Consider the following 18,037-nt stretch of genomic DNA (forward strand, 5'->3'; position numbering starts at 1 on the left):
GGCGCCGCAACCTCGCACGGACGCTTGGCGCTTGCCTCCTTGCGCTCGCCCTGCCGACCGTCCTTCCGGTCGTGTCAGGTACGGCGCCGGCTGCCCAGGCCGAGGCGAACGGCGTGGCCGCCACGCCGCCGATGGGATGGAGCAGTTGGAGCTTCGTCCGACGAAGTCCCACCGAGGCGAACATCGAGGCCGAGGCCAAGGGCATGTCCACCAGCGGCCTGGTGTCGCACGGCTACAGCTACGTCAACGTGGACGACTTCTGGTACCTCAACCCGGCGACAACCGTGGACAGTTACGGCCGCTGGGTGACCGACGCCAGCAAGTTCCCCGACGGCATGGCGTCGGTGGCGAGCTACGTGCACGGCCTGGGCGAGAAGTTCGGCATGTACCTCACCCCGGGCATACCCGTGGCCGCCTACCAGCAGAACACTCCGATCCAGGGCACGAGTTACCACGCCCAGGACATCGTCTCGAACACCAGCAGCTATGAGACCAACTACAACTACGGCAACGGTTCGATGTACTACATCGACTACAACAAGAACCCCGCCGCCGCCCAGGCGTACCTGAACTCCTGGGCCGACCAGTTAGCCTCCTACGGCGTCGACTACCTGAAGATCGACGGCGTCGGCGACTGGGACGTCGCGGACATCCAGCACTGGTCCCAGGCGCTCAACCAGACGGGCCGCCCCATCCACCTGGAGCTCTCCAACAACCTGGACGTCAACAACGCGGCCACCTGGAAGCAGTACGCCAACGGCTGGCGCATCGACGGCGACATCGAGTGCTACTGCGGAGCGGGCGGCTCCTCCTACCCGCTCACCGACTGGAACAACGTCGCCGGCCGCATCAACGACGTCGCCCGGTGGACCCAGGACGCCGGGCCCGGCGGCTGGAACGACCTCGACTCGCTCGAGGTCGGCAACGGCAGCAACGACGGCCTCACCGTCGACGAACGCCGCACCCAGATGACCCTGTGGGCCGTCGAAGGAGCACCGCTGCTCCTCGGCACCGACCTCACCGCCCTCGACCCGACCGACCTCGCCATGCTGACCAACGACCGGGTCATCGCCGTCGACCAGGCCGGCAACCCGGCCCGCCCCGTGGACCGGACCACCCAGCAACAGGTCTGGTACGCGGCCAACCCCGACGGCAGCTACACCGTGGCCCTGTTCAACCTCGGCGGCAGCACCGCGAGCGTCACGGCCCACTTCGCCGACCTCGGGTTCAACGGAACCGCCGACGTCCAGGACGTCTGGAACAACACCGATCTGGGCAACTCCACCGGATCCTTCTCCGCGAGCCTGAACACCCACGCCTCGATGCTGCTGAAGATCACGCCTGCTTCCGGTGACGCGTTCGCCGCGATGCACTACAACATCGTCAACGCCTCCAGTGGCCGGTACCTGGACGTCTCCGGCGCCTCCACCGCCGACGGCGCAACCCTGGTGCAGCAGACGGCGGATGGCGGAACCGACCAGCAGTGGCAGCTGGCGGGAGCCGGCAACCAGCTCTACCGGATCGCCGACGTCAACAGCGGCGACCTGGTCGACATCCCGGGCGGCACCGGCACCAGCGGCACCCAGCTGGTGCAGCGCCACGACGACCACAGCTCGGACTCGCACTGGACCTTCACCCCGACCGGCAACGGCACCTACACCATCGCCTCCGCCCTCGACGGCCAGGTCCTCGACACGAACGGCAGCGCGGTCGTCCAGAACCCCGCCTCCGGCGCCGCCACCCAGCAGTGGAAGCTCGTGCCCGTCCTGGTGGCCGGAGCCCAGTACCGCCTCGTCAACGGTGCCACCGGCGGCAGGATGGACGTGAACAGCGACTCGACCTCCGACAACGCCACGGTCCTGCAGTGGTCGGACAACAGCCAGACGGACCAGCTGTGGGCCTTCCGGCAGCAGTCCGACGGCAGTTACACCGTCGTCAACGACCACAGCGGCCTGCTCCTCAACATCCCCGGGCCCACCACCACCCAGGGCACCCAGCTCATCCAGTACCACGACGACGGCAACAGCAACTCCCGCTGGACCCTCGTCGACGCCGGGCCCAACCTGGTCCAGCTCAAGAGCTCTTACGACGGCCAGCTCGTCGACCTCAGCAACAGCTCCCTGAACCTGGGCGCACCCGTGCTCCAGTGGCCGTCCGACGGCGGCGCGAACCAGACCTGGACCCTGACCGCGCCCAACTGAACCCGCCCACTCGCTGTCGGAACAGTCACCGCGCCTGCAGGCGCACGGCGGCCAGCCTGGGGATCAGGGTGGTCGCCGTGCCGCCGAGGACGGCTGCGCACTCCGGGGCGGTGAGCTCGGGACTGGTCTCGATTCGCCCGCGGGTGGAGACGGCGAGGTCGCGAACGTCATGGCGATCCCCCTGGTCAGTGGGCGTAGACGCGCTGGTGGACGTGCTCGGCCAGCATGATGGTGGTGACGTTGGTGACGGTGGAGGGCACCTCCGGGATGATCGAGGCGTCCACCACGCGCAGCCCGCTCACCCCCTTGACGGCACTCCCTGCGTGTGAGTCTTCTGGATCCACGAGAGCCCGCCGCTGACGGGAAGTTGCCTGGCAGCCATGGCGATGCTCCCGTGCCGGGTAGCTTCACTGCACGCTTCAACCATGACACGCTTGACTTGAAGGTTCAAGTCAAGCGACGGCGTCCGGCGGCGAACCTCCGCCTGGTGCAGCTTCGGTCCGCCGACGTCCGGGAGACCAGCGCGATCAGCCCAGCAGCAGGCTGTTCAGCTGGGGGTGGTTCAGGCTCGTCTCCACCTGCTCCGGGTAGCTGCCGGTGGTCAGCAGGGCCTGGGCGAGGCGAGCGGTGTGGGCGTAGGCGGACTCGGCGATGGCCGCGCCCGCGCTGACCCGGGCTGCGCCGGCGGCAGCGAGGGCGGGGATCGGGAGGGTACCCGGGGCCACGCTGACGTTGAGCGGGACCTTCACCGCCTCCACGACGGCGGTGATGCTCTCGGCGCTCAGCGCGCCCAGGAGGAAGACGCCGTCCGCGCCCGCCTCCGTGTAGGCGGTGGCGCGGGTGACGACCTCGCGGAACCAGTCCTCGGGGTCGGGGTCCTGCATCCGGAACACGTCGATCCGGGCGTTGACGTAGAGCGGCACCCCGGCGGCGTCCGCCGCGTCCCGGGCGGCGGCGATCCGGGCCGCGCCCTCGGCGACGGGCCCGAGCGCGTCCTCCAGGTTGACGCCGACCACGCCGGCCGCGAGCACGCCGCGGATGGTCTCGGCGACACCCTCGGGGTCGTCGGCATGGTCGGTGTAGCCGCGCTCGATGTCGGCGGTGACCGGGATGTCGACGGCTCCGGCGATCCGGGCGATCGCGGCGAGCCCCGTCGCGCGGTCCAGGTGGCCGCCGTCGCCGAAGCCGAGGCTCCAGGCCACTCCCGCACTGGTGGTGGCCACCGCCTTGGCTCCCGCCTCGACCACCAGCGCCGCGGACGCTGCATCCCAGGCGTTCGGCAGGATCAGCGGCCTGCCGGGGACGTGCAGGGCGCGGAACGCCCGGGCCTTCTCGACCAGAACTGCCGTGCCGGTGTCAGTTGTCGTCGCCATGCGGCCATCAGATCACAGAACGCGGGCCCGGAGCGGGCCACACGATCATTCCGTCGGGGTCCGATTCGCCGCCGCACCACCCGCGTGCGAACGTCCCGCGCCCGACGGCCACCGGTGGGCGGCACGGGCGCGGGACGTTCATGGCCCCGCAGGTCACGGCGGGTCGGACCGCACCGTGACGCACTGCGTCAATGCGCTTGGGCGTCCCTGCGCTGTTCCATGCGCGCTATGCGCTATGCGCCAGGACTCCGAGCGGAGTTGATCAGCGTCGGCTCAGTTGTGGCCGAAGCGCTTCTCCTTCTTGTGGGACGGCATGCGCATCCCACCCTCCGGCATCGGCGACGACGTCATCATCGGCTCACCGGAGTGGGCCTTGTCGTCCATCATCGCGGCCTTGCCGTGCTGGTGCCGGTCCGGCACCGCCTGCGGCGCGTGCTCGCCGTGGGCCATGGCGGCCGGCTTCTGCTGGCCGGACTTCTGCTTGCGGGGCTGGTTCTTGACCTTCGACATGGTGTGTACTCCCGAATGGGGTGAGGCGCCGTGCCCGGTGCACATGGGACCGGACAATGAAGCGGCGCGCGCTCACCACGATTACAGGGGCCACCGCGCTCCGCATCCCGAACGGATGCGGAGCGTCACCTTTGCAGGTCAGGACCGTTGAAGCCAGGGTGAATCGGCGCGGAGCGCACTCAACTCCCGGACACGGAGGCGAGGTAGGCGCCCGCTGCCTCCGGGGTGAAGAACCAGGACGGGAAGTCCTCGGGGCTGTCGAAGCCGTTGGCGAACCGGTGCGCGACGGCGGGGAGTTGACCGGCCGCGCCGATCAGCTGCAGCACGTGCTCCGGCGGCGGGGCCAGCATCGCGTTGGTCCACGCCGTGACCGGCTCACCGGTCTGCGTCCAGAAGGCGTCGAAGGCGCCCTGCAGGAACTCGCGGTCGAAGGGGCGGTCGCCGTGGGCGCGGATCGACGCGAGGTAGCTCGCGGCGCACTTGGAGGCGGTGTTGGAGCCCTGACCGGTGATCGGGTCGTTGGTGACGACGGCGTCGGAGACGCCCAACACCAGTGTGCCGCTGGGCAGTTCCCCGACCGCGCGGCGCACGGTCGGGGTGAGGCGACCGGCCAGGGTGGCGCGCTCGTCGGTCAGTTCCACGCCGCCACGGGTGCGCTCGTACTCCCACGGGACGTAGGTGCGCATCAGGTCGAGGATCGTGTCGAGCTGCTGCTGCGGGGCAAGTGGCGCACTGGCGTCCTGCTGGAAGACGTCGACCGGACCGCCGGGGACGCCCTCCCAGAAGAGGATGTCGCACGCGCCGGAGTGGGTCAGCGCCGGGATGACGAAGAGCTCGCCGACACCGGGAACCAGGTTGCAGCGCACGGCGGCGAAGTCGTGCTCCGGGCGCGGCCCGAGGCCGTGCACGTAGGCGAGGGCGAGCGAGCGCTGCGGGGCGGTGTAGGGCGAGCGCGCGGGGTCCCGCTCGAGCAGGGCCGACAGGTCGCCCTTGCCCGTGGCGAGCAGGACCAGGTCGTAAGCGGGGGCGACGGAGTCGAGGGAGGCCGCGGTGACCGTCTCCACGACGACCTTGCCGCCACGCTCCGCGAACAGCTCCAGCCAGCGCGGCATCTTGATCCGCTGGTCCACCGAGCGGCCGGGAGCGTCGAGGCGGCCGACCCAGTCGATCACCCGGGCCGCCTCGGGGCCGCTGACGGAGACGCCGAGCCCCTCGACGGTGGGGGCCTCGTCAGCCCAGAGGTCCAGGCCGAGCGCGGCCTCGTGGGCGAGTGCGCCGCCGAACATGCACTGCGTCGACAACACCCGCCCCTCGCGGACCCGTTCGGCGGTCCGGTCGGTGGTCACGGTGACGTCGTGGCCGTCGGCCTGGAGGCCGAGGGCGAGTTGCAGTCCGGCCTGGCCGGCGCCGACGACGAGTATGTTCGCCACGGAGAGGCTCCTGATCGCGGGTGTGGTGGGACGGTCTCGGATACAGCGGCATGCGGATGCGTACGGGTACGAGTACGGGTACGGCGGCTGAGCAAAAGTCAGACACCCTGCTGGTGCAGGGTGTCTGAGATTCGTCGTCACCTTATCCGGTGGCTGTTCGAGCGGAACCTCTCCGGCCGACTCCGCGACCTGTCACCGTAGGCCGGGCGGCCGGGCGGCCCGGGGTCACCTCCCGCTGAGCGCCGAGTGCTGTTCCGCGCCGCGGTGCCGGTGGCCAGGGACCAGGTCGTGCGCGGCGGCCAGCGGGGACTGCCCGCGACTGCGCCTCGCACCGCCGGCGTGGTGGGCGAACGGGGTGGCCATCGGCCCGGCTCCGGCTGTGCGGGGCATGCCCGACCCGGCAGCGGGCATCCATTCCATGGCCCCCGGCTCCATGGCTCCCGACATACCAGGCATGCCCGGCATGGCCATCATTCCCTTGCGTCGCAGCAGGTCCTCCGCGTCGCGACGCAGCTTCTTGGACTGGTGAGCCGCCATGACGGCGCTCCCTCCTGGTCCGCGCCCCGGCCGCACACGACACGCGGGGGGCTTATGGGGTAGTTCGACCAGTTTAGGGAGTCGCGCCGCCAGGGAGCCACGCGGAATATCTTTCACGAGTAAAACACCTGCTAATATTCATGGCATGGTCGGCTTCCCTTCCCTCCCCCTGCGCGGAACTCTCCGCCTGCGTCCCGCCGTCGGGCCGTGGCACCGTCCTGCCCTGAGCGTCGCGGTCGCGACGCTGCTGCCGAACCTGCTGCTGCTCGTCCTCGGGCGGCTCGACCTGGTGCTCTACACCTCCGCCGGAACGATGTGCGCACTGTTCACGCACGCCCTCCCGTACCGGGAGCGGGCACGCGCGCTGGCCTGGGTGGTGCTGGGGATGGCCGCGACGGTGGGCGTCGCGCTGACCGCCGCCGCGACAGTGCGGTCGACCGTCGTGCTGATCGCGCTCGCCGCGCTGCTCGCCTGCCTCCACAAGCTGCTCTGCGACGCGACGCGGCTCGGGCCACCCGGCAACGTGATCTTCACCTTCGTCGGGGCGTCGGCGTTCTTCGTACCGCAGCGACTCGGCGAGATCCCGGCGCATCTCGGGCTGGTCCTCGTCGGCGGCGCGGTCGCCTGGGCGGTCTGCCTGGCTCCGGCACTGGTCAAGCCGCACGGTCCGGCGCTGACGCTGGGCGTCCCGCGTGCGCCGCAGGGCCTGGGCAGCCTGCTGCCGCTGGCGGTCAGGGTCGGCGTGAGCTGCGCGTTGGCCGGGTGGGCCTCGCTCGCGGCCGGGGTCGGGCACCCGTACTGGGCCGTGGTGACGGCGGCGGCCGTCCACCGCGCCAACACCAGCGTCTCCTGGCAGCGCGCGCTGCAGCGGACCGTCGGCAGCCTGCTCGGCCTGGTGCTCTTCACCGCGACCGTGCCGCTCAGCCGGGCCTCGGGTTACGGCGCGCTGGTCGCACTGCTGCTGATCGGCGGGTGCCAGATCGGCGCGGAGGCGACGATCACCCGCAACTACTGGGTGGCGCAGGTCTTCGTGACGCCGATGGCACTGCTGCTGGTCTCGATCGGCGACCTGGCCGGCACCGGATCCGCCGAACCCGTGAGCGCGCTGGTCGGCGACCGTTGGCTGGACACCGTGCTCGGCGCGGCGTTCGGCATCCTCAGCGCGGTGCTGGTCACCAACCGCCGTGCCAGCGACCGGCTGGCGCGGGCGCTGCGGCGCACCGAGGCGGCGGTCGCCGCCGTACCGCAGGTCAGCCGGGTCCGGCTCGCCGACTCCCTGCACGAGCTGCGTGAATCCGCGGACGGTCATGCGGGAGAGTGGTGGCAGCGACCGATCGCGATCGAGGAGGTACAGCGCGTGGAACGCGAAGGACACCGGGTGCTCGCCCTGCTGGGAGAACGGGAGTCCGCCGATGTCCGAGCTGCCTGACGGGACGGACGCACACGGGGAGACCCGTGGCGAGGACATCGTCACCGGCGTCATGCGGCAGTGGCGGGCCGTCCACCCCGACCTGGACGTGGAGCCGATGGGCTTGGTCGGCCGGATCAACCGCTGCGCCGCGCTGCTGCAACAGGCCTCCGACGACCAGCTGCGTCACGAGGAGCTGACCCGCGCCGAGTTCGATCTGCTCGGGACGCTGCGCCGCTCGGGCCGATCACTGACCCCGGGCGAGCTGGTCCGCGAGACCTTCGCGTCGGGCGCGGCGGTCACCAAGCGGCTGCGCCGCCTTGAGGAGCGCGGCCTGGTCGAGCGCCGGTCGGACGGCCGTGACCGCCGCGTCGCCCGCCTGACGCTGACGGAGGCCGGTCAGAAGCTGACCGACCGCATTCTGCCCGCCCAACTCGCCTTCGAGCGCTCGCTGTTCTCCGGCCTCCCGGCCACCGAACGTGCCGGGCTGGCGGACGGACTGGCCGACCTGCTGCTCCTGCTGGAAGGCCGCCTCGCGCGTACCCTGGGCTGAGACCGTTACGGCCGGCCCTGAGCCATAAGACAGGCCCCCTGAGCCATGAGACAGGCCCTAAGCGTCGGCGGCGGCACGGGGCGCTCCGCGGACCACCAGGGTGTCGAGGAGGTCGCGGGTGGCCGTGGCAACGGCCTCGACGGCCTCGTCGAAGACCTCCCGGTTGTGCGCGGCCGGGGCGCGGAAGCCGGAGATCTTGCGCACGTACTGCAGCGCGGCGGCGTGGATGTCGGCCTCCTGTGGATCAGGGGTGACCGGGGCGCGGAGGGTCTTGATCGATCGGCACATGCATCCAGCGTAGGACGTGCCTGTGACAGTCCGAGAAGGCCGGAAACGGTGGCGTGCGGGTGGGGCGTCGGCGGCCTACAGTGCAGGGAGTAGGACGACGCGTACGCACCGGCCAGGAGGTACAGATGTCCCAATCCGAGGATGAGTCGCGACCGACCCCGGACCGGCTGCTCCACACCGGGGCCGAGCACCCCGTCGACCCCGAGGACATGGTCCGCGCCAGCGGTCGGGAGCCCACGCCGGAGCTGATCGAGAAGGCGCGCAAGGCCCTCGAGAAGGAGGGGGCGGCGGCGGTCGAGCGCCTGCTGCCCTGACGGTGCCCGCGGCACACCGGGTGCGGCGGCCGACCGGTCCAGTCGCTCGCCGCACCCCGGTCGCGGCTGCGCGCCCCTAGGCCCTGTACCTCGCGCTACGCCGCGCTGAAGCGGATGGCCACCGGGCGGCCTCGGGTCGACCCGGCGGGACGGGTCTGCGCGTGCCGCTTGACCAGGCCGCGGTTGGCCGCGCTGTGGAGCACGAAGCGCAGCCAGTCCGCGTCCGCCCCGATCAGCGCCGCGATCTCCGGCGCGCTCCAGCGCCGCTGCGGCTCGCCCGCCAGCACCTCCATCGCGCGGTCCAGATGCCGCCCCGGCCGCTCGCGCGACGCGCCGTCCGCCACGCTGCCACCCGCTCCACCGGTGATCGACCGGCCGGTGATCGACCCGCCGGTGGCCGAGCCGTTGACCCCGCCCCCGTTCGACGCCGACCGTGCCGATCGTGCCGGCCCACGCATCGACCCGCGCCCCGGCGCGGGGACGCGTGGCCGGGCCAGCAACGCGGCATGCGGCTCGTCCTCGGCCGGCTCGCGGCCGTCGAGCAGGGCTTGCAGCCGGTCCTGCGCGCCCACAATGCGCGTCAGTTCCCGGACGATGCTGTCCAGTTGTTCCAGCCGGAGCTGCTCGATCCGCACCCTGTCCTCGAAGATGGCCAAGCAGCTGACCGGATCGGCTACCATGTCGGCAGGTGTCAGGTCCGCGATCACGGCCGTGACGCTAGCGGCCCATGGAGGCAGCGGGCCAGCGAGCCCGGCCCCTTCCACTCAAACGAAGGAAATGGCGAAACCTCGGTGGGGACTTGGTGGGGACAACCCCCTGCCGAATCCACCGGTCGGCGGGAGAGCCACAGCAGCGGCCCCGGCGGCGAGATCGCCGTGGGGCTGGCGACCCGGCTCCCGGTGTTCGCGGCCGCACTGCTGATTGCACGTCAGATGTGGGCGGGCCGAAGCTGGTAGGCAGCGGGCATCCGCACCCCGGTGGCCGCGATCGTTGCGAAACCTCCCCAAAGGGCACGCTTCGCCTGCAATCCCCGCTGTTAGCGTGGCTGGCCGCGCCGCCCATACCGACGGAGGAGAGCCCCCAAGTGACCCATCCCTATCCCGAGGACGACGGACCGCGGATCGATGCCGGACGCCTGTGGGGCGGCGGCATCGCGACGGCCGTGGTGGCGGGGCTGCTCACCGAGGTCGGCATTCTGATCGCGCGTGGAATGCTTCACCTCGCCATCCTCGCTCCTCAGGGCGAGGGCCTGTGGGGCGACGCCAGCACCACCAGCTACGCGGTGGCCGCGGGTGTCGTCGCCCTGGTCGCGACCGGCCTGCTGCACTTTCTGCTCTCGACGACGCCGAGCGCCACGGTCTTCTTCGGCTGGATCATGGCCCTGCTGACCGTCGTCGCCGTCATCATGCCGTTGAAGGTCGTCGGCACGAGCACGGAGGTCATCGCGACGGTCACACTCAACCTCGTCCTCGGAGTCGTGGTCACCCTGCTGCTGATCAGCGCGGCCCGCGGAGCCCAGGAAACCGCGCGACGACGCCCGTACGCCCAGCCCCAGGGCCGTCCCCAGCCGCAGCGCTACGACGCGCGCGAATGGTGACCGGTCTGTGACCGGTCCGGCGGCGGGTCTGCGGTCATGACTCGGGCGGGTCGGCTCCGGTAGGCAGCCGTGGTTCGGCTTCGAGGCGGGCGAGTTCGGCCTCGGTGAGCAGCCGGGAGCGGATCAGGAAGCGGACTCCCTCCGGGGCCTCGACCGAAAAACCGCTGCCTCGGCCGGGCACGACGTCGACCGTCAGATGCGTGTGCTGCCAGTACAGGAACTGATCGGCGCTCATCCAGAACGGGGTGTCGCCGTCGACCTGCCCGAGCAGCACGTCCTGGCCGCCCACGCGGAACTCCCCGCGCGGGTAGCACATCGGCGAACTGCCGTCGCAGCAGCCGCCGGACTGGTGGAACATCAGCGGGCCGTGCTGCCGCGCCAGCCGCCGCAGGAGCACGGCGGCCGGCGCGGTCAGCTCCACCCGCGCGGTACGCGGGCCGGGGGCCATCAGAAGAAGCCGAGCTTCTTGTCGGAGTAGCTGACCAGCAGGTTCTTGGTCTGCTGGTAGTGGTCCAGCATCATCTTGTGGTTCTCGCGCCCGATGCCCGACTTCTTGTACCCGCCGAACGCGGCGTGCGCCGGGTAGGCGTGGTAGCAGTTGGTCCAGACACGGCCCGCCTTGATGGCCCGGCCGAAGCGGAAGGCGGTGTTTCCGTCGCGGGACCAGACGCCCGCGCCGAGGCCGTAGAGGGTGTCGTTGGCGATCCGCAGCGCCTCGTCCTCGGTGTCGAAGGTGGTGACCGAGACGACCGGACCGAAGATCTCCTCCTGGAAGATCCGCATGTCGTTGCGGCCCTTGAAGACCGTCGGCTCGATGTAGTAGCCGCCCTCCAGTCCCGGGACCTTGCGCGGACCACCGCCGGTCAGCACCTGCGCACCCTCCTGCACACCGATGTCCAGGTAGGAAAGGATCTTCTCGTACTGGTCGTTGCTGGCCTGGGCGCCGATCATCGTCGCCGGGTCCAGCGGGTCGCCGCCCACGATCGCCTCGGTGCGGCGGAGGCAGCGTGCCATGAACTCGTCGTAGATCGAGGAGTGGACCAGCGCCCGCGAGGGGCAGGTGCAGACCTCGCCCTGGTTGAGCGCGAACATCACGAAGCCCTCGACGGCCTTGTCGAGGAAGTCGTCGTCGTGGGCCATCACGTCCGGCAGGAAGATGTTCGGGCTCTTGCCGCCCAGCTCCAGCGTCACCGGGATGATGTTCTCCGACGCGTACTGCATGATCAGACGCCCGGTCGTGGTCTCACCGGTGAAGGCGACCTTGGCCACGCGCGGGCTGGACGCCAGCGGCTTGCCTGCCTCGACGCCGTAGCCGTTGACGATGTTGACGACACCGGGCGGCAGCAGGTCGGCGATCAACTCCATCACCACCAGGATGCTGACCGGGGTCTGCTCGGCCGGCTTGATGACCACACAGTTACCGGCCGCGAGCGCGGGGGCGAGCTTCCATGTCGCCATCAGGATCGGGAAGTTCCACGGGATGATCTGCCCGACCACGCCCAGCGGCTCGTGCAGGTGGTATGCGACGGTGTCCTCGTCGATCTGGGAGATGCTGCCTTCCTGCGCCCGGATCGCGCCCGCGAAGTAGCGGAAGTGGTCCACCGCGAGCGGCAGGTCGGCGGCCAGCGTCTCGCGTACCGGCTTGCCGTTCTCCCATGTCTCCACGACGGCGAGGCGCTCCAGGTGCTGCTCGATCCGGTCCGCGATCCGGTTCAGCGTGTTGGCACGCTCCGTCGGGGACGTCCGCCCCCACGCCTCCGCCGCGGCGTGGGCGGCGTCCAGCGCCCGCTCGATGTCCGGCGCGGTGGAGCGGGCGACCTGACAGAACGTCTCACCGGTCACCGGTGTCGGGTTGTCGAAGTAGCGGCCCTCCGCCGGAGCGACCCAGTCACCGCCGATGAAGTTGTCGTACCGGGGCCTGAAACTGACGATGCTGCCCTCGGTCCCGGGCTGGGCGTAGACCATCGCGTCCTCCTCGTCGAGCACGTCCGGTGAATCCGGTGAATCCGGTGAATCCGGTGAGTCGCCGCACACTCTCGCCGACGGAGGTTGGCAAAAGGTTGGCGCCGCGTCCCACGCGTCCGGCGCGTCAACTCCGGGGAACTGCCGCGGTGAACGCGTGGGCCTGGGCCGACGGTGGCTGCCAAGGCGGCTGGAAGCCTGGTCCGCAAGTTGCAGAAAATGCTTTCAGAAGCCTTGACGCCGCCACCGCAGGGCGGGATTGTCATGGTCCGACGCACCGTGCCCGGGATGCGCGGTGCCTCGGCCTGACCAGGAGGCTTCCCCGCCGATGCGCCTGACCCATCGAAAGACCAGCTGCCGAAGGACCCGCCCCCGAAGGACCACGACAGCCCTCCGCCGGATGGCGGCGCTCGCCGCCGCACTCGCGTTGCTCGGCGGCGGGGCCGTGACCCGGTCTGCGCCCGCGCATGCCGACGCACCCGCGGAGGTGAGTCTGGGGGGGACGTTCGACACGGCGATCGGCTGCTCCGCCACCTGGCAACCCGCCTGCGCGCAGGCGCAGATGACGCTCGCCGCGGACGGCCGGTGGAAGGCGTCGCTGGACCTGCCCGCGGGGAGCTACTCGTACAAGGTCGCCATCGACGACGCGTGGACCGTCAACTACGGCGCGGGCGGGGCGCCCGGGGGCGCGAACATCGAGATCACCGTCCCCGCCGGCGGGGAGGCGGTCGCGTTCGTCTACGACCCGGACACGCACGTCGTCACCGACAACTCGGCCATGCCGGTCGTCACCGCCACCGGCGACTGGCAGACCGCAGCAGGCTGCAGCGCGACCTGGGACGCCACCTGTGCGGGCACCACGATGACGGATCCGAACGGCACCGGGGTCTCCACCTGGTCCACCACCGCGATCCCGGCCGGGACCTGGAACACCAAGGTGACCCTCGGACAGTCCTGGACCACCAACTACGGTGCGGGCGGCGCCGCCAACGGTGCGAACATCCCCTTCACCGTGCCGGCCGACGGGGACACCACGACCTTCTCCTACAACGAGGCCACCCACCTGCTGACCGTGGTGAGCAACTCGGGCAGCACCGCGCCGCTCGACACCCTCGGTGCGCTGTACACGTCGACCGCGACGACCTTCCGCATCTGGTCGCCGGACAGCTCCAATGTCACCCTCAGCGTCAGCGGCAGCAGCTACACCCTCACCCCGACCACACTCGCGGGCTACTCCTCCGTCTACCAGACCGTGGTCACCGGGAACCTGCTCGACCAGGACTACCAGTTCTACGTCAACGGCGTTGCCGTGCCCGACCCGTACGCGCAGATGGTGGTGCCGAACACCACCGAGGGCGTCGTGGTGGACACCGCCGCGGTGACGCCGACGGACGGGGGCTGGGATCCGCGACCCGCGCTGGTCAACCGGACGGACGCGGTCGTCTACGAGTTGAGCGTCCACGACTACACCGTCGACCCGAGTTCGGGCGTCGACCCGGCCAAGCGCGGCAAGTTCCTCGGCCTGGTCGAGAACGGGACGACCTACGACGGCGTCAGCACCGGGATCGACCACCTCAAGCAGCTGGGCGTCACCGCGGTCCAGATCATGCCTGCCTTCGACTTCGGCAGCACGGTGCCCAACTGGGGCTACGACCCGGTCGACTACAACGTTCCCGAGGAGCAGTACTCGCAGTTCACCGCGCCGGAGGACCGGATCCGCGAGTTCAAGGACATGGTCAACGCGTTCCACAAGAACGGCATCCGCGTGATCATGGACGTGGTCTACAACCACACCTACAGCAAGAACGTCTTCGGCAACATCACCGGCAAGTACTACACGTCGACCGACCTGTCCGGCACCGGCAACTCGATCGACGACGGCAACCCGATGGTCAGTCAGATGATCCAGGACTCGCTCGAACACTGGGTCCGCGACTACAACGTCGACGGCTTCCGGTTCGACCTGGCGGGCGTCCACTACTACAACAACGTCTACAACTGGACGAACTACCTGGAGACCACCTACCCCGACCGCGACCTGATGTTCTACGGCGAGCCGTGGAACGGCGGGGCCAGCGACCCGAACGAGCCGCAGAAGGTGCGCTACGGCAACATGCCCGCTCTCGCGCCGGTGCACTTCGGGGCCTTCAACGGCGTCTACCGCGACGCGATCCGGGGCGGCACGGACGACAACGTGATGGCGTACATGGGTGACAACGGCAATCCGTCCGCCATCGCGTTCGGGATGACCGGCTCACCGACCGACGCCGACAGCACCACGCCCGTCTCCTCCAACCTGTGGACCCCGGCGTTCGCGCTCAATCCCGAGCAGACGATGAACTACGTCTCGATCCACGACAATCTCAACCTCTACGACAAGATCACCTACTCCGGGGCGACCGGCGGAGCGTCAGGAGCGGCCGGGGCGATCGACAGACTGGCCGTCGGCACGATCCTCACCTCGCAAGGCGTTCCGGTGATCGCCGAGGGCGACGAGTTCCTGCGCTCCAAGGTGGTGAACGGCGACTACACGACGGCGATGAACTCCTACAACGCCCCGGACCCGGTCAACGCGATCCACTGGGGCGACCTGGTCACCAACGCCTCGATCGACAGCTACTACCAGGCCGCGATCGCGCTGCGGAAGGCCACCGCCTCGCTGCGGCTGACGACCTGGTCGGCCGTCAAGAACCAGATGACGACGCAGGTCAACGGCTCCGTCGTGGTCGCCGAGACCAGCGACAACCCGGCCGCGCCGACGACCTACGACACCGTGGTGGTGGTCAACCCCACCACCAGCGCCTACAACGTCACGCTGCCCGCCGGGACGTGGACCAAGGTGCTCAACTCCCAAGGGGCCACCTCCGCGACCGACACCTCGTGCGACCCGCAGGCGGTGACCGTCTTCACGGCGAGCTGAGGCACTGCCCGGACCGTCGGCGGACCGCCTCCGCGAGCTGCGGGGGCGGTCGGCCGCCGGTGGGCGTCATGCGGCCTGCCCGTGCTCGGCCTGACGGTGACGGTTCCGCATGACGCGCACGTCGGTGAGCCGGGACAGGTCGCCGCTGAGGAGGGCGGCGCGCGCCTGCTCGCGGAGTCGGCCACACTCTTCGCAAAGCGGGCCGGGTCGCTCCCGCCACCCGCCCGTATCGTCCGCACGCTCCATCGCCGCCTCCTCGTCCTGGCCGATCAGCGGCTTTCGTCCGCCGCGCTGTCGACGCTATGGGGGTGATGGGCGTCAGTCATTGGCACTTTGGTGCGTGATCGACCAGAAGTGCCACCGGGCGTTACAGCGGCAGTTGCACCGCTTCCGCAAGGGCGCGCATGTCCGGAGTGAGCGTGCGGCGGCGCGCGATCACCAGTCCCAGGATGTCGCGGGCGTAGCGCTGGTTGGGCAGCCACTCCGGGGCCTCGTGGCTGATCTGCGTGAGGACGGAGACAGCCTCCCCGTACCGGCGGAGTCTGGTGTGAGCGTTGGCGACGTCGAGCAGGTGCCGGTTGCGGTTGTTGGACGTCGGGCGCAGTCCGCCCGTCGGGAGGCGCGCGGCCAACTGGAGCACGAGGTCGGGCTTGTCGTCGATCATCGCGTTCTCGGCGCGCTTGAGCTCAACGGTGAGCGGGCCGAAGGTTTGCAGGAAGTCGTGCTTGGGCGCGTACTCGCGTCCCATCGCGAGGGCTGCGGTCCTGGCGTACCTGAGGGTGTCGTCCGCCTCGCCCTCGCGCGCGTCGCGGATGGCCGCGGCTGAGGCGCGCAGCAGCAGCCAGCCCCAGGCGCTCAGCTCGGCCGGCGTGGCCTTCGACAGCCGCGGCTCGGTCTCGTCAGCCCACTGCGTCGCCAGTTGACGCGCGTCAGCCAGTCGTCCCCTGCGCAACAGCAGCCAGCACATGGTGCTGACCGTCGTCGCTGCCTGCACGCGGTCCGGCGCTTCGTCCAGGGCGCGCTCCAGTGCTTCCTCGGCGGCGTCGAACTGCCGCGTCTGGGTGAGCAGCCAGCCCGTGAGGTGCAGCAGGCGCGCCCGTACCGCCCGACCCTCCGGGCCCATGCCGGCGACCTCGTCGGCGTCGCGCAACAGCGTGGGCAGCAGCTTGCCCAGCTCGGAGAGCCGGTCCCCCGAGAACAAGGGCAGTGCCGCGTCGAGCGTCGCCTGCACGCCTACGACGGTCGGAGCCTCGTTCATGTCGCCGGGCCGCTGCGGCGGGCCGAGCAGGGCTTGCCGAACGGGTGCCCACCGGTCCACGGTGGCGGTGCCGGCTGTCTCCTCGTGGGCGTCGACGATCAGGCGCGTGGTCGGTACGCGAAGCGTGACGGCCAATTGCCGGACCGTCTCCAGCCGTGTGTCCTGGCGCTCGCCCTGTTCCAGCTTGCGGATGAGGGACAGCGAAACGCCGGACTCGGCGGCCAGCTCACGCTGCGTCAGCCCGCGCCGCTTGCGGATCTCCCGCAGCCGTTCGCCCACGTTCGCACCCATGCCTCCGAGCGTACGCGCGCTCCAGACGGCGTGGAACCGATCAACGCGCTCGCCTGCTCCGCCCACGAATTGGTCTAGACGTTATTGGTCTGAACCTATTGACGACGACTCAGCACATCCGGTTCACTGGGCGCAACGCCGGGAGCGATGTACATGCCATGCAACCCGCCGCCCGCCCTCCCCCACACCTCGCCGAGAAGGAAGCACAGCCATGCCTCCACTCATCACGCGCGCGCGGTTATGGTTCGCCGCGATGGCCGCAGCCGCCGTGGTCGTCGCCCTGTCCTCCCTATTGCTCGGGTCGCCCGCATCGGCCAGCACCACCACCCGGCAGCCGCAGGCGGCGAGCTCACTGCCCGCCTGCCCGTTCTGGGCCTCAGGGATCACGCCGCCGCCCCGGACCACCACCCCCTGGGTGCCACCGCTGCAGACCGCCTCCGCCGTCGACTTCTCCACCCGGCCGGCCGCGCCCACGATCAGCGGCACACTGACGAACGGTCAGGTCACCGTCACCGTCAACCCGGTGCCGAACGCCGTGGCCTACAAGGTGTGGCGCGACGGCGTGGACATCGGCTACATCAGCTACTGGGGCCAGACCGGCCCGCTGACCGTCACCGACACCGCGCCGTGCGAGGGCGCGTACTACGACGTCGTGGCGATGTACGACACCAGCAACTCGGACGCCTCGCTCGGCCAGCTCTCCGTTCCGTACTGGCTCGGCGCGGACGGGACGCTCGCTCCGGGCGCGGGTGACGTGCCGGTGGGGACGCAGATCCCCATGATGGTCACCTCCTACGACAACACCGGCCAGACGGCCTCCGGATACAACTCCCAACTCGGCGTCTGTGCAACCGATCCACGGGTGATCCCGTGGGGCACCTACTTCACGGTTCCGGGCTACGGCACCTGCTACGCCGCTGATCTCGGCACCTGGATCCAGAACGACACCGTCGACGTCTGGCTTCCGGGCGACCAGGCGAACAACTGGGGTGTGCAGGACCGGACAGTCACGGTGATCGCCGATCCGTACGCGAGCGGAGGCGGCTCGCCGAGCCCCTCGACATCGGCGTCGGCGTCCGCATCGGCGTCGGCCTCACCGAGCCCGTCGGCCAGCCCGTCCGCGTCCGTGAGCCCGTCCGCGTCGCCGTCGGCCAGCGCTTCGCCGTCCCCCTCCCCGACATCGAGCGGTGCGGCAACCTGCGCGACGGCGTGGAGCGCCTCCACCACGTACGTGACAGGTGCCGTGGTCTCCTACAGCGGCGAGAACTACACCGCGAGTTACGGCTCCACCAACGCCGTGCCGGGTGCCGCGACCTCCTGGGCCGTGTGGACCGCCGACGAGCCCTGCACCTAGCGACCCAGCCGGCGACGGAGCAGCGACTGCCTACGACTGCA

The 18,037-nt window shown here is 70.3% G+C and carries 17 protein-coding genes; 7 read left to right on the top strand and 10 right to left on the bottom strand.

Features of this window, described 5'->3' with window-relative positions:
* Positions 1-71 precede the first annotated feature (71 nt).
* Positions 72-2,201, top strand: a complete 2,130-nt coding sequence (locus ABH940_RS07060) for an alpha-galactosidase (protein WP_370104771.1) — start codon at positions 72-74, stop codon at positions 2,199-2,201.
* Between the two features lie 185 nt (positions 2,202-2,386).
* Here ABH940_RS07060 and ABH940_RS07065 read toward each other — a convergent pair whose 3' ends face one another.
* The 5 genes from ABH940_RS07065 to ABH940_RS07085 form a co-directional block, all read right to left on the bottom strand.
* The gene (locus ABH940_RS07065) at positions 2,387-2,503 is read right to left on the bottom strand and encodes a GMC oxidoreductase (protein ID WP_370069229.1); all 117 of its coding nucleotides are present in this window, start codon (positions 2,501-2,503) and stop codon (positions 2,387-2,389) included.
* 225 nt (positions 2,504-2,728) lie between these two features.
* Positions 2,729-3,574: an isocitrate lyase/phosphoenolpyruvate mutase family protein gene (locus ABH940_RS07070; RefSeq protein ID WP_370104773.1), complete on the bottom strand. Its 846-nt coding sequence runs from the start codon at positions 3,572-3,574 to the stop codon at positions 2,729-2,731.
* A 273-nt stretch (positions 3,575-3,847) separates the two neighbouring features.
* Entirely contained in the window at positions 3,848-4,084 is a 237-nt protein-coding gene (locus ABH940_RS07075) for a hypothetical protein (RefSeq protein WP_370104775.1), read from the bottom strand.
* A 179-nt stretch (positions 4,085-4,263) separates the two neighbouring features.
* Positions 4,264-5,514, bottom strand: coding sequence for a styrene monooxygenase/indole monooxygenase family protein (locus ABH940_RS07080; RefSeq protein ID WP_370104777.1), 1,251 nt, complete (start codon positions 5,512-5,514; stop codon positions 4,264-4,266).
* Between the two features lie 225 nt (positions 5,515-5,739).
* Positions 5,740-6,051, bottom strand: coding sequence for a hypothetical protein (locus ABH940_RS07085; protein WP_370069221.1), 312 nt, complete (start codon positions 6,049-6,051; stop codon positions 5,740-5,742).
* Between the two features lie 145 nt (positions 6,052-6,196).
* Here ABH940_RS07085 and ABH940_RS07090 point away from each other — a divergent pair, with 145 nt between their 5' ends.
* Both ABH940_RS07090 and ABH940_RS07095 read left to right on the top strand, forming a co-directional pair.
* Positions 6,197-7,480: an FUSC family protein gene (locus tag ABH940_RS07090; RefSeq protein WP_370069219.1), complete on the top strand. Its 1,284-nt coding sequence runs from the start codon at positions 6,197-6,199 to the stop codon at positions 7,478-7,480.
* Positions 7,464-8,012: a MarR family winged helix-turn-helix transcriptional regulator gene (locus ABH940_RS07095; RefSeq protein ID WP_370069217.1), complete on the top strand. Its 549-nt coding sequence runs from the start codon at positions 7,464-7,466 to the stop codon at positions 8,010-8,012. Before ABH940_RS07090 ends, ABH940_RS07095 begins: the two co-directional genes overlap by 17 nt.
* Before the next feature lie 57 nt (positions 8,013-8,069).
* Here the strand turns inward: ABH940_RS07095 and ABH940_RS07100 are convergent, their stop codons facing one another.
* Positions 8,070-8,300, bottom strand: a complete 231-nt coding sequence (locus ABH940_RS07100; RefSeq protein WP_370069215.1) for a DUF2277 domain-containing protein — start codon at positions 8,298-8,300, stop codon at positions 8,070-8,072.
* A 125-nt stretch (positions 8,301-8,425) separates the two neighbouring features.
* Here ABH940_RS07100 and ABH940_RS07105 point away from each other — a divergent pair, with 125 nt between their 5' ends.
* The gene (locus tag ABH940_RS07105) at positions 8,426-8,614 is read left to right on the top strand and encodes a hypothetical protein (RefSeq protein ID WP_370069213.1); all 189 of its coding nucleotides are present in this window, start codon (positions 8,426-8,428) and stop codon (positions 8,612-8,614) included.
* Between the two features lie 95 nt (positions 8,615-8,709).
* Here ABH940_RS07105 and ABH940_RS07110 read toward each other — a convergent pair whose 3' ends face one another.
* Positions 8,710-9,321 carry a hypothetical protein gene (locus tag ABH940_RS07110; protein ID WP_370104779.1) on the bottom strand — a complete coding sequence of 204 codons (612 nt, stop codon included), beginning with the start codon at positions 9,319-9,321 and terminating at the stop codon, positions 8,710-8,712.
* Positions 9,322-9,698: 377 nt separating this feature from the next.
* Here ABH940_RS07110 and ABH940_RS07115 point away from each other — a divergent pair, with 377 nt between their 5' ends.
* Positions 9,699-10,211, top strand: a complete 513-nt coding sequence (locus tag ABH940_RS07115; RefSeq protein WP_370069209.1) for a DUF6069 family protein — start codon at positions 9,699-9,701, stop codon at positions 10,209-10,211.
* A gap of 34 nt (positions 10,212-10,245) precedes the next feature.
* Here the strand turns inward: ABH940_RS07115 and ABH940_RS07120 are convergent, their stop codons facing one another.
* Positions 10,246-10,659 carry a DUF779 domain-containing protein gene (locus ABH940_RS07120; protein ID WP_370069207.1) on the bottom strand — a complete coding sequence of 138 codons (414 nt, stop codon included), beginning with the start codon at positions 10,657-10,659 and terminating at the stop codon, positions 10,246-10,248.
* On the bottom strand, positions 10,659-12,176 hold the full coding sequence (gene adh / locus ABH940_RS07125) for an aldehyde dehydrogenase (protein ID WP_370104879.1): 1,518 nt from the start codon (positions 12,174-12,176) through the stop codon (positions 10,659-10,661). Before adh ends, ABH940_RS07120 begins: the two co-directional genes overlap by 1 nt.
* Positions 12,177-12,573: 397 nt before the next feature.
* Here adh and ABH940_RS07130 point away from each other — a divergent pair, with 397 nt between their 5' ends.
* Positions 12,574-15,093 (top strand): alpha-amylase family glycosyl hydrolase, encoded by a 2,520-nt coding sequence (locus ABH940_RS07130; protein ID WP_370069205.1) that lies wholly within the window; start codon positions 12,574-12,576, stop codon positions 15,091-15,093.
* A 367-nt stretch (positions 15,094-15,460) separates the two neighbouring features.
* Here ABH940_RS07130 and ABH940_RS07135 read toward each other — a convergent pair whose 3' ends face one another.
* On the bottom strand, positions 15,461-16,642 hold the full coding sequence (locus tag ABH940_RS07135) for a helix-turn-helix domain-containing protein (protein WP_370104781.1): 1,182 nt from the start codon (positions 16,640-16,642) through the stop codon (positions 15,461-15,463).
* Between the two features lie 211 nt (positions 16,643-16,853).
* Here ABH940_RS07135 and ABH940_RS07140 point away from each other — a divergent pair, with 211 nt between their 5' ends.
* Positions 16,854-17,996 (top strand): 3D domain-containing protein, encoded by a 1,143-nt coding sequence (locus tag ABH940_RS07140; protein WP_370104783.1) that lies wholly within the window; start codon positions 16,854-16,856, stop codon positions 17,994-17,996.
* The last annotated feature ends 41 nt before the right edge of the window (positions 17,997-18,037 follow it).

The organism is Streptacidiphilus sp. BW17, assembly GCF_041262485.1.
Lineage (GTDB): Bacteria > Actinomycetota > Actinomycetes > Streptomycetales > Streptomycetaceae > Streptacidiphilus.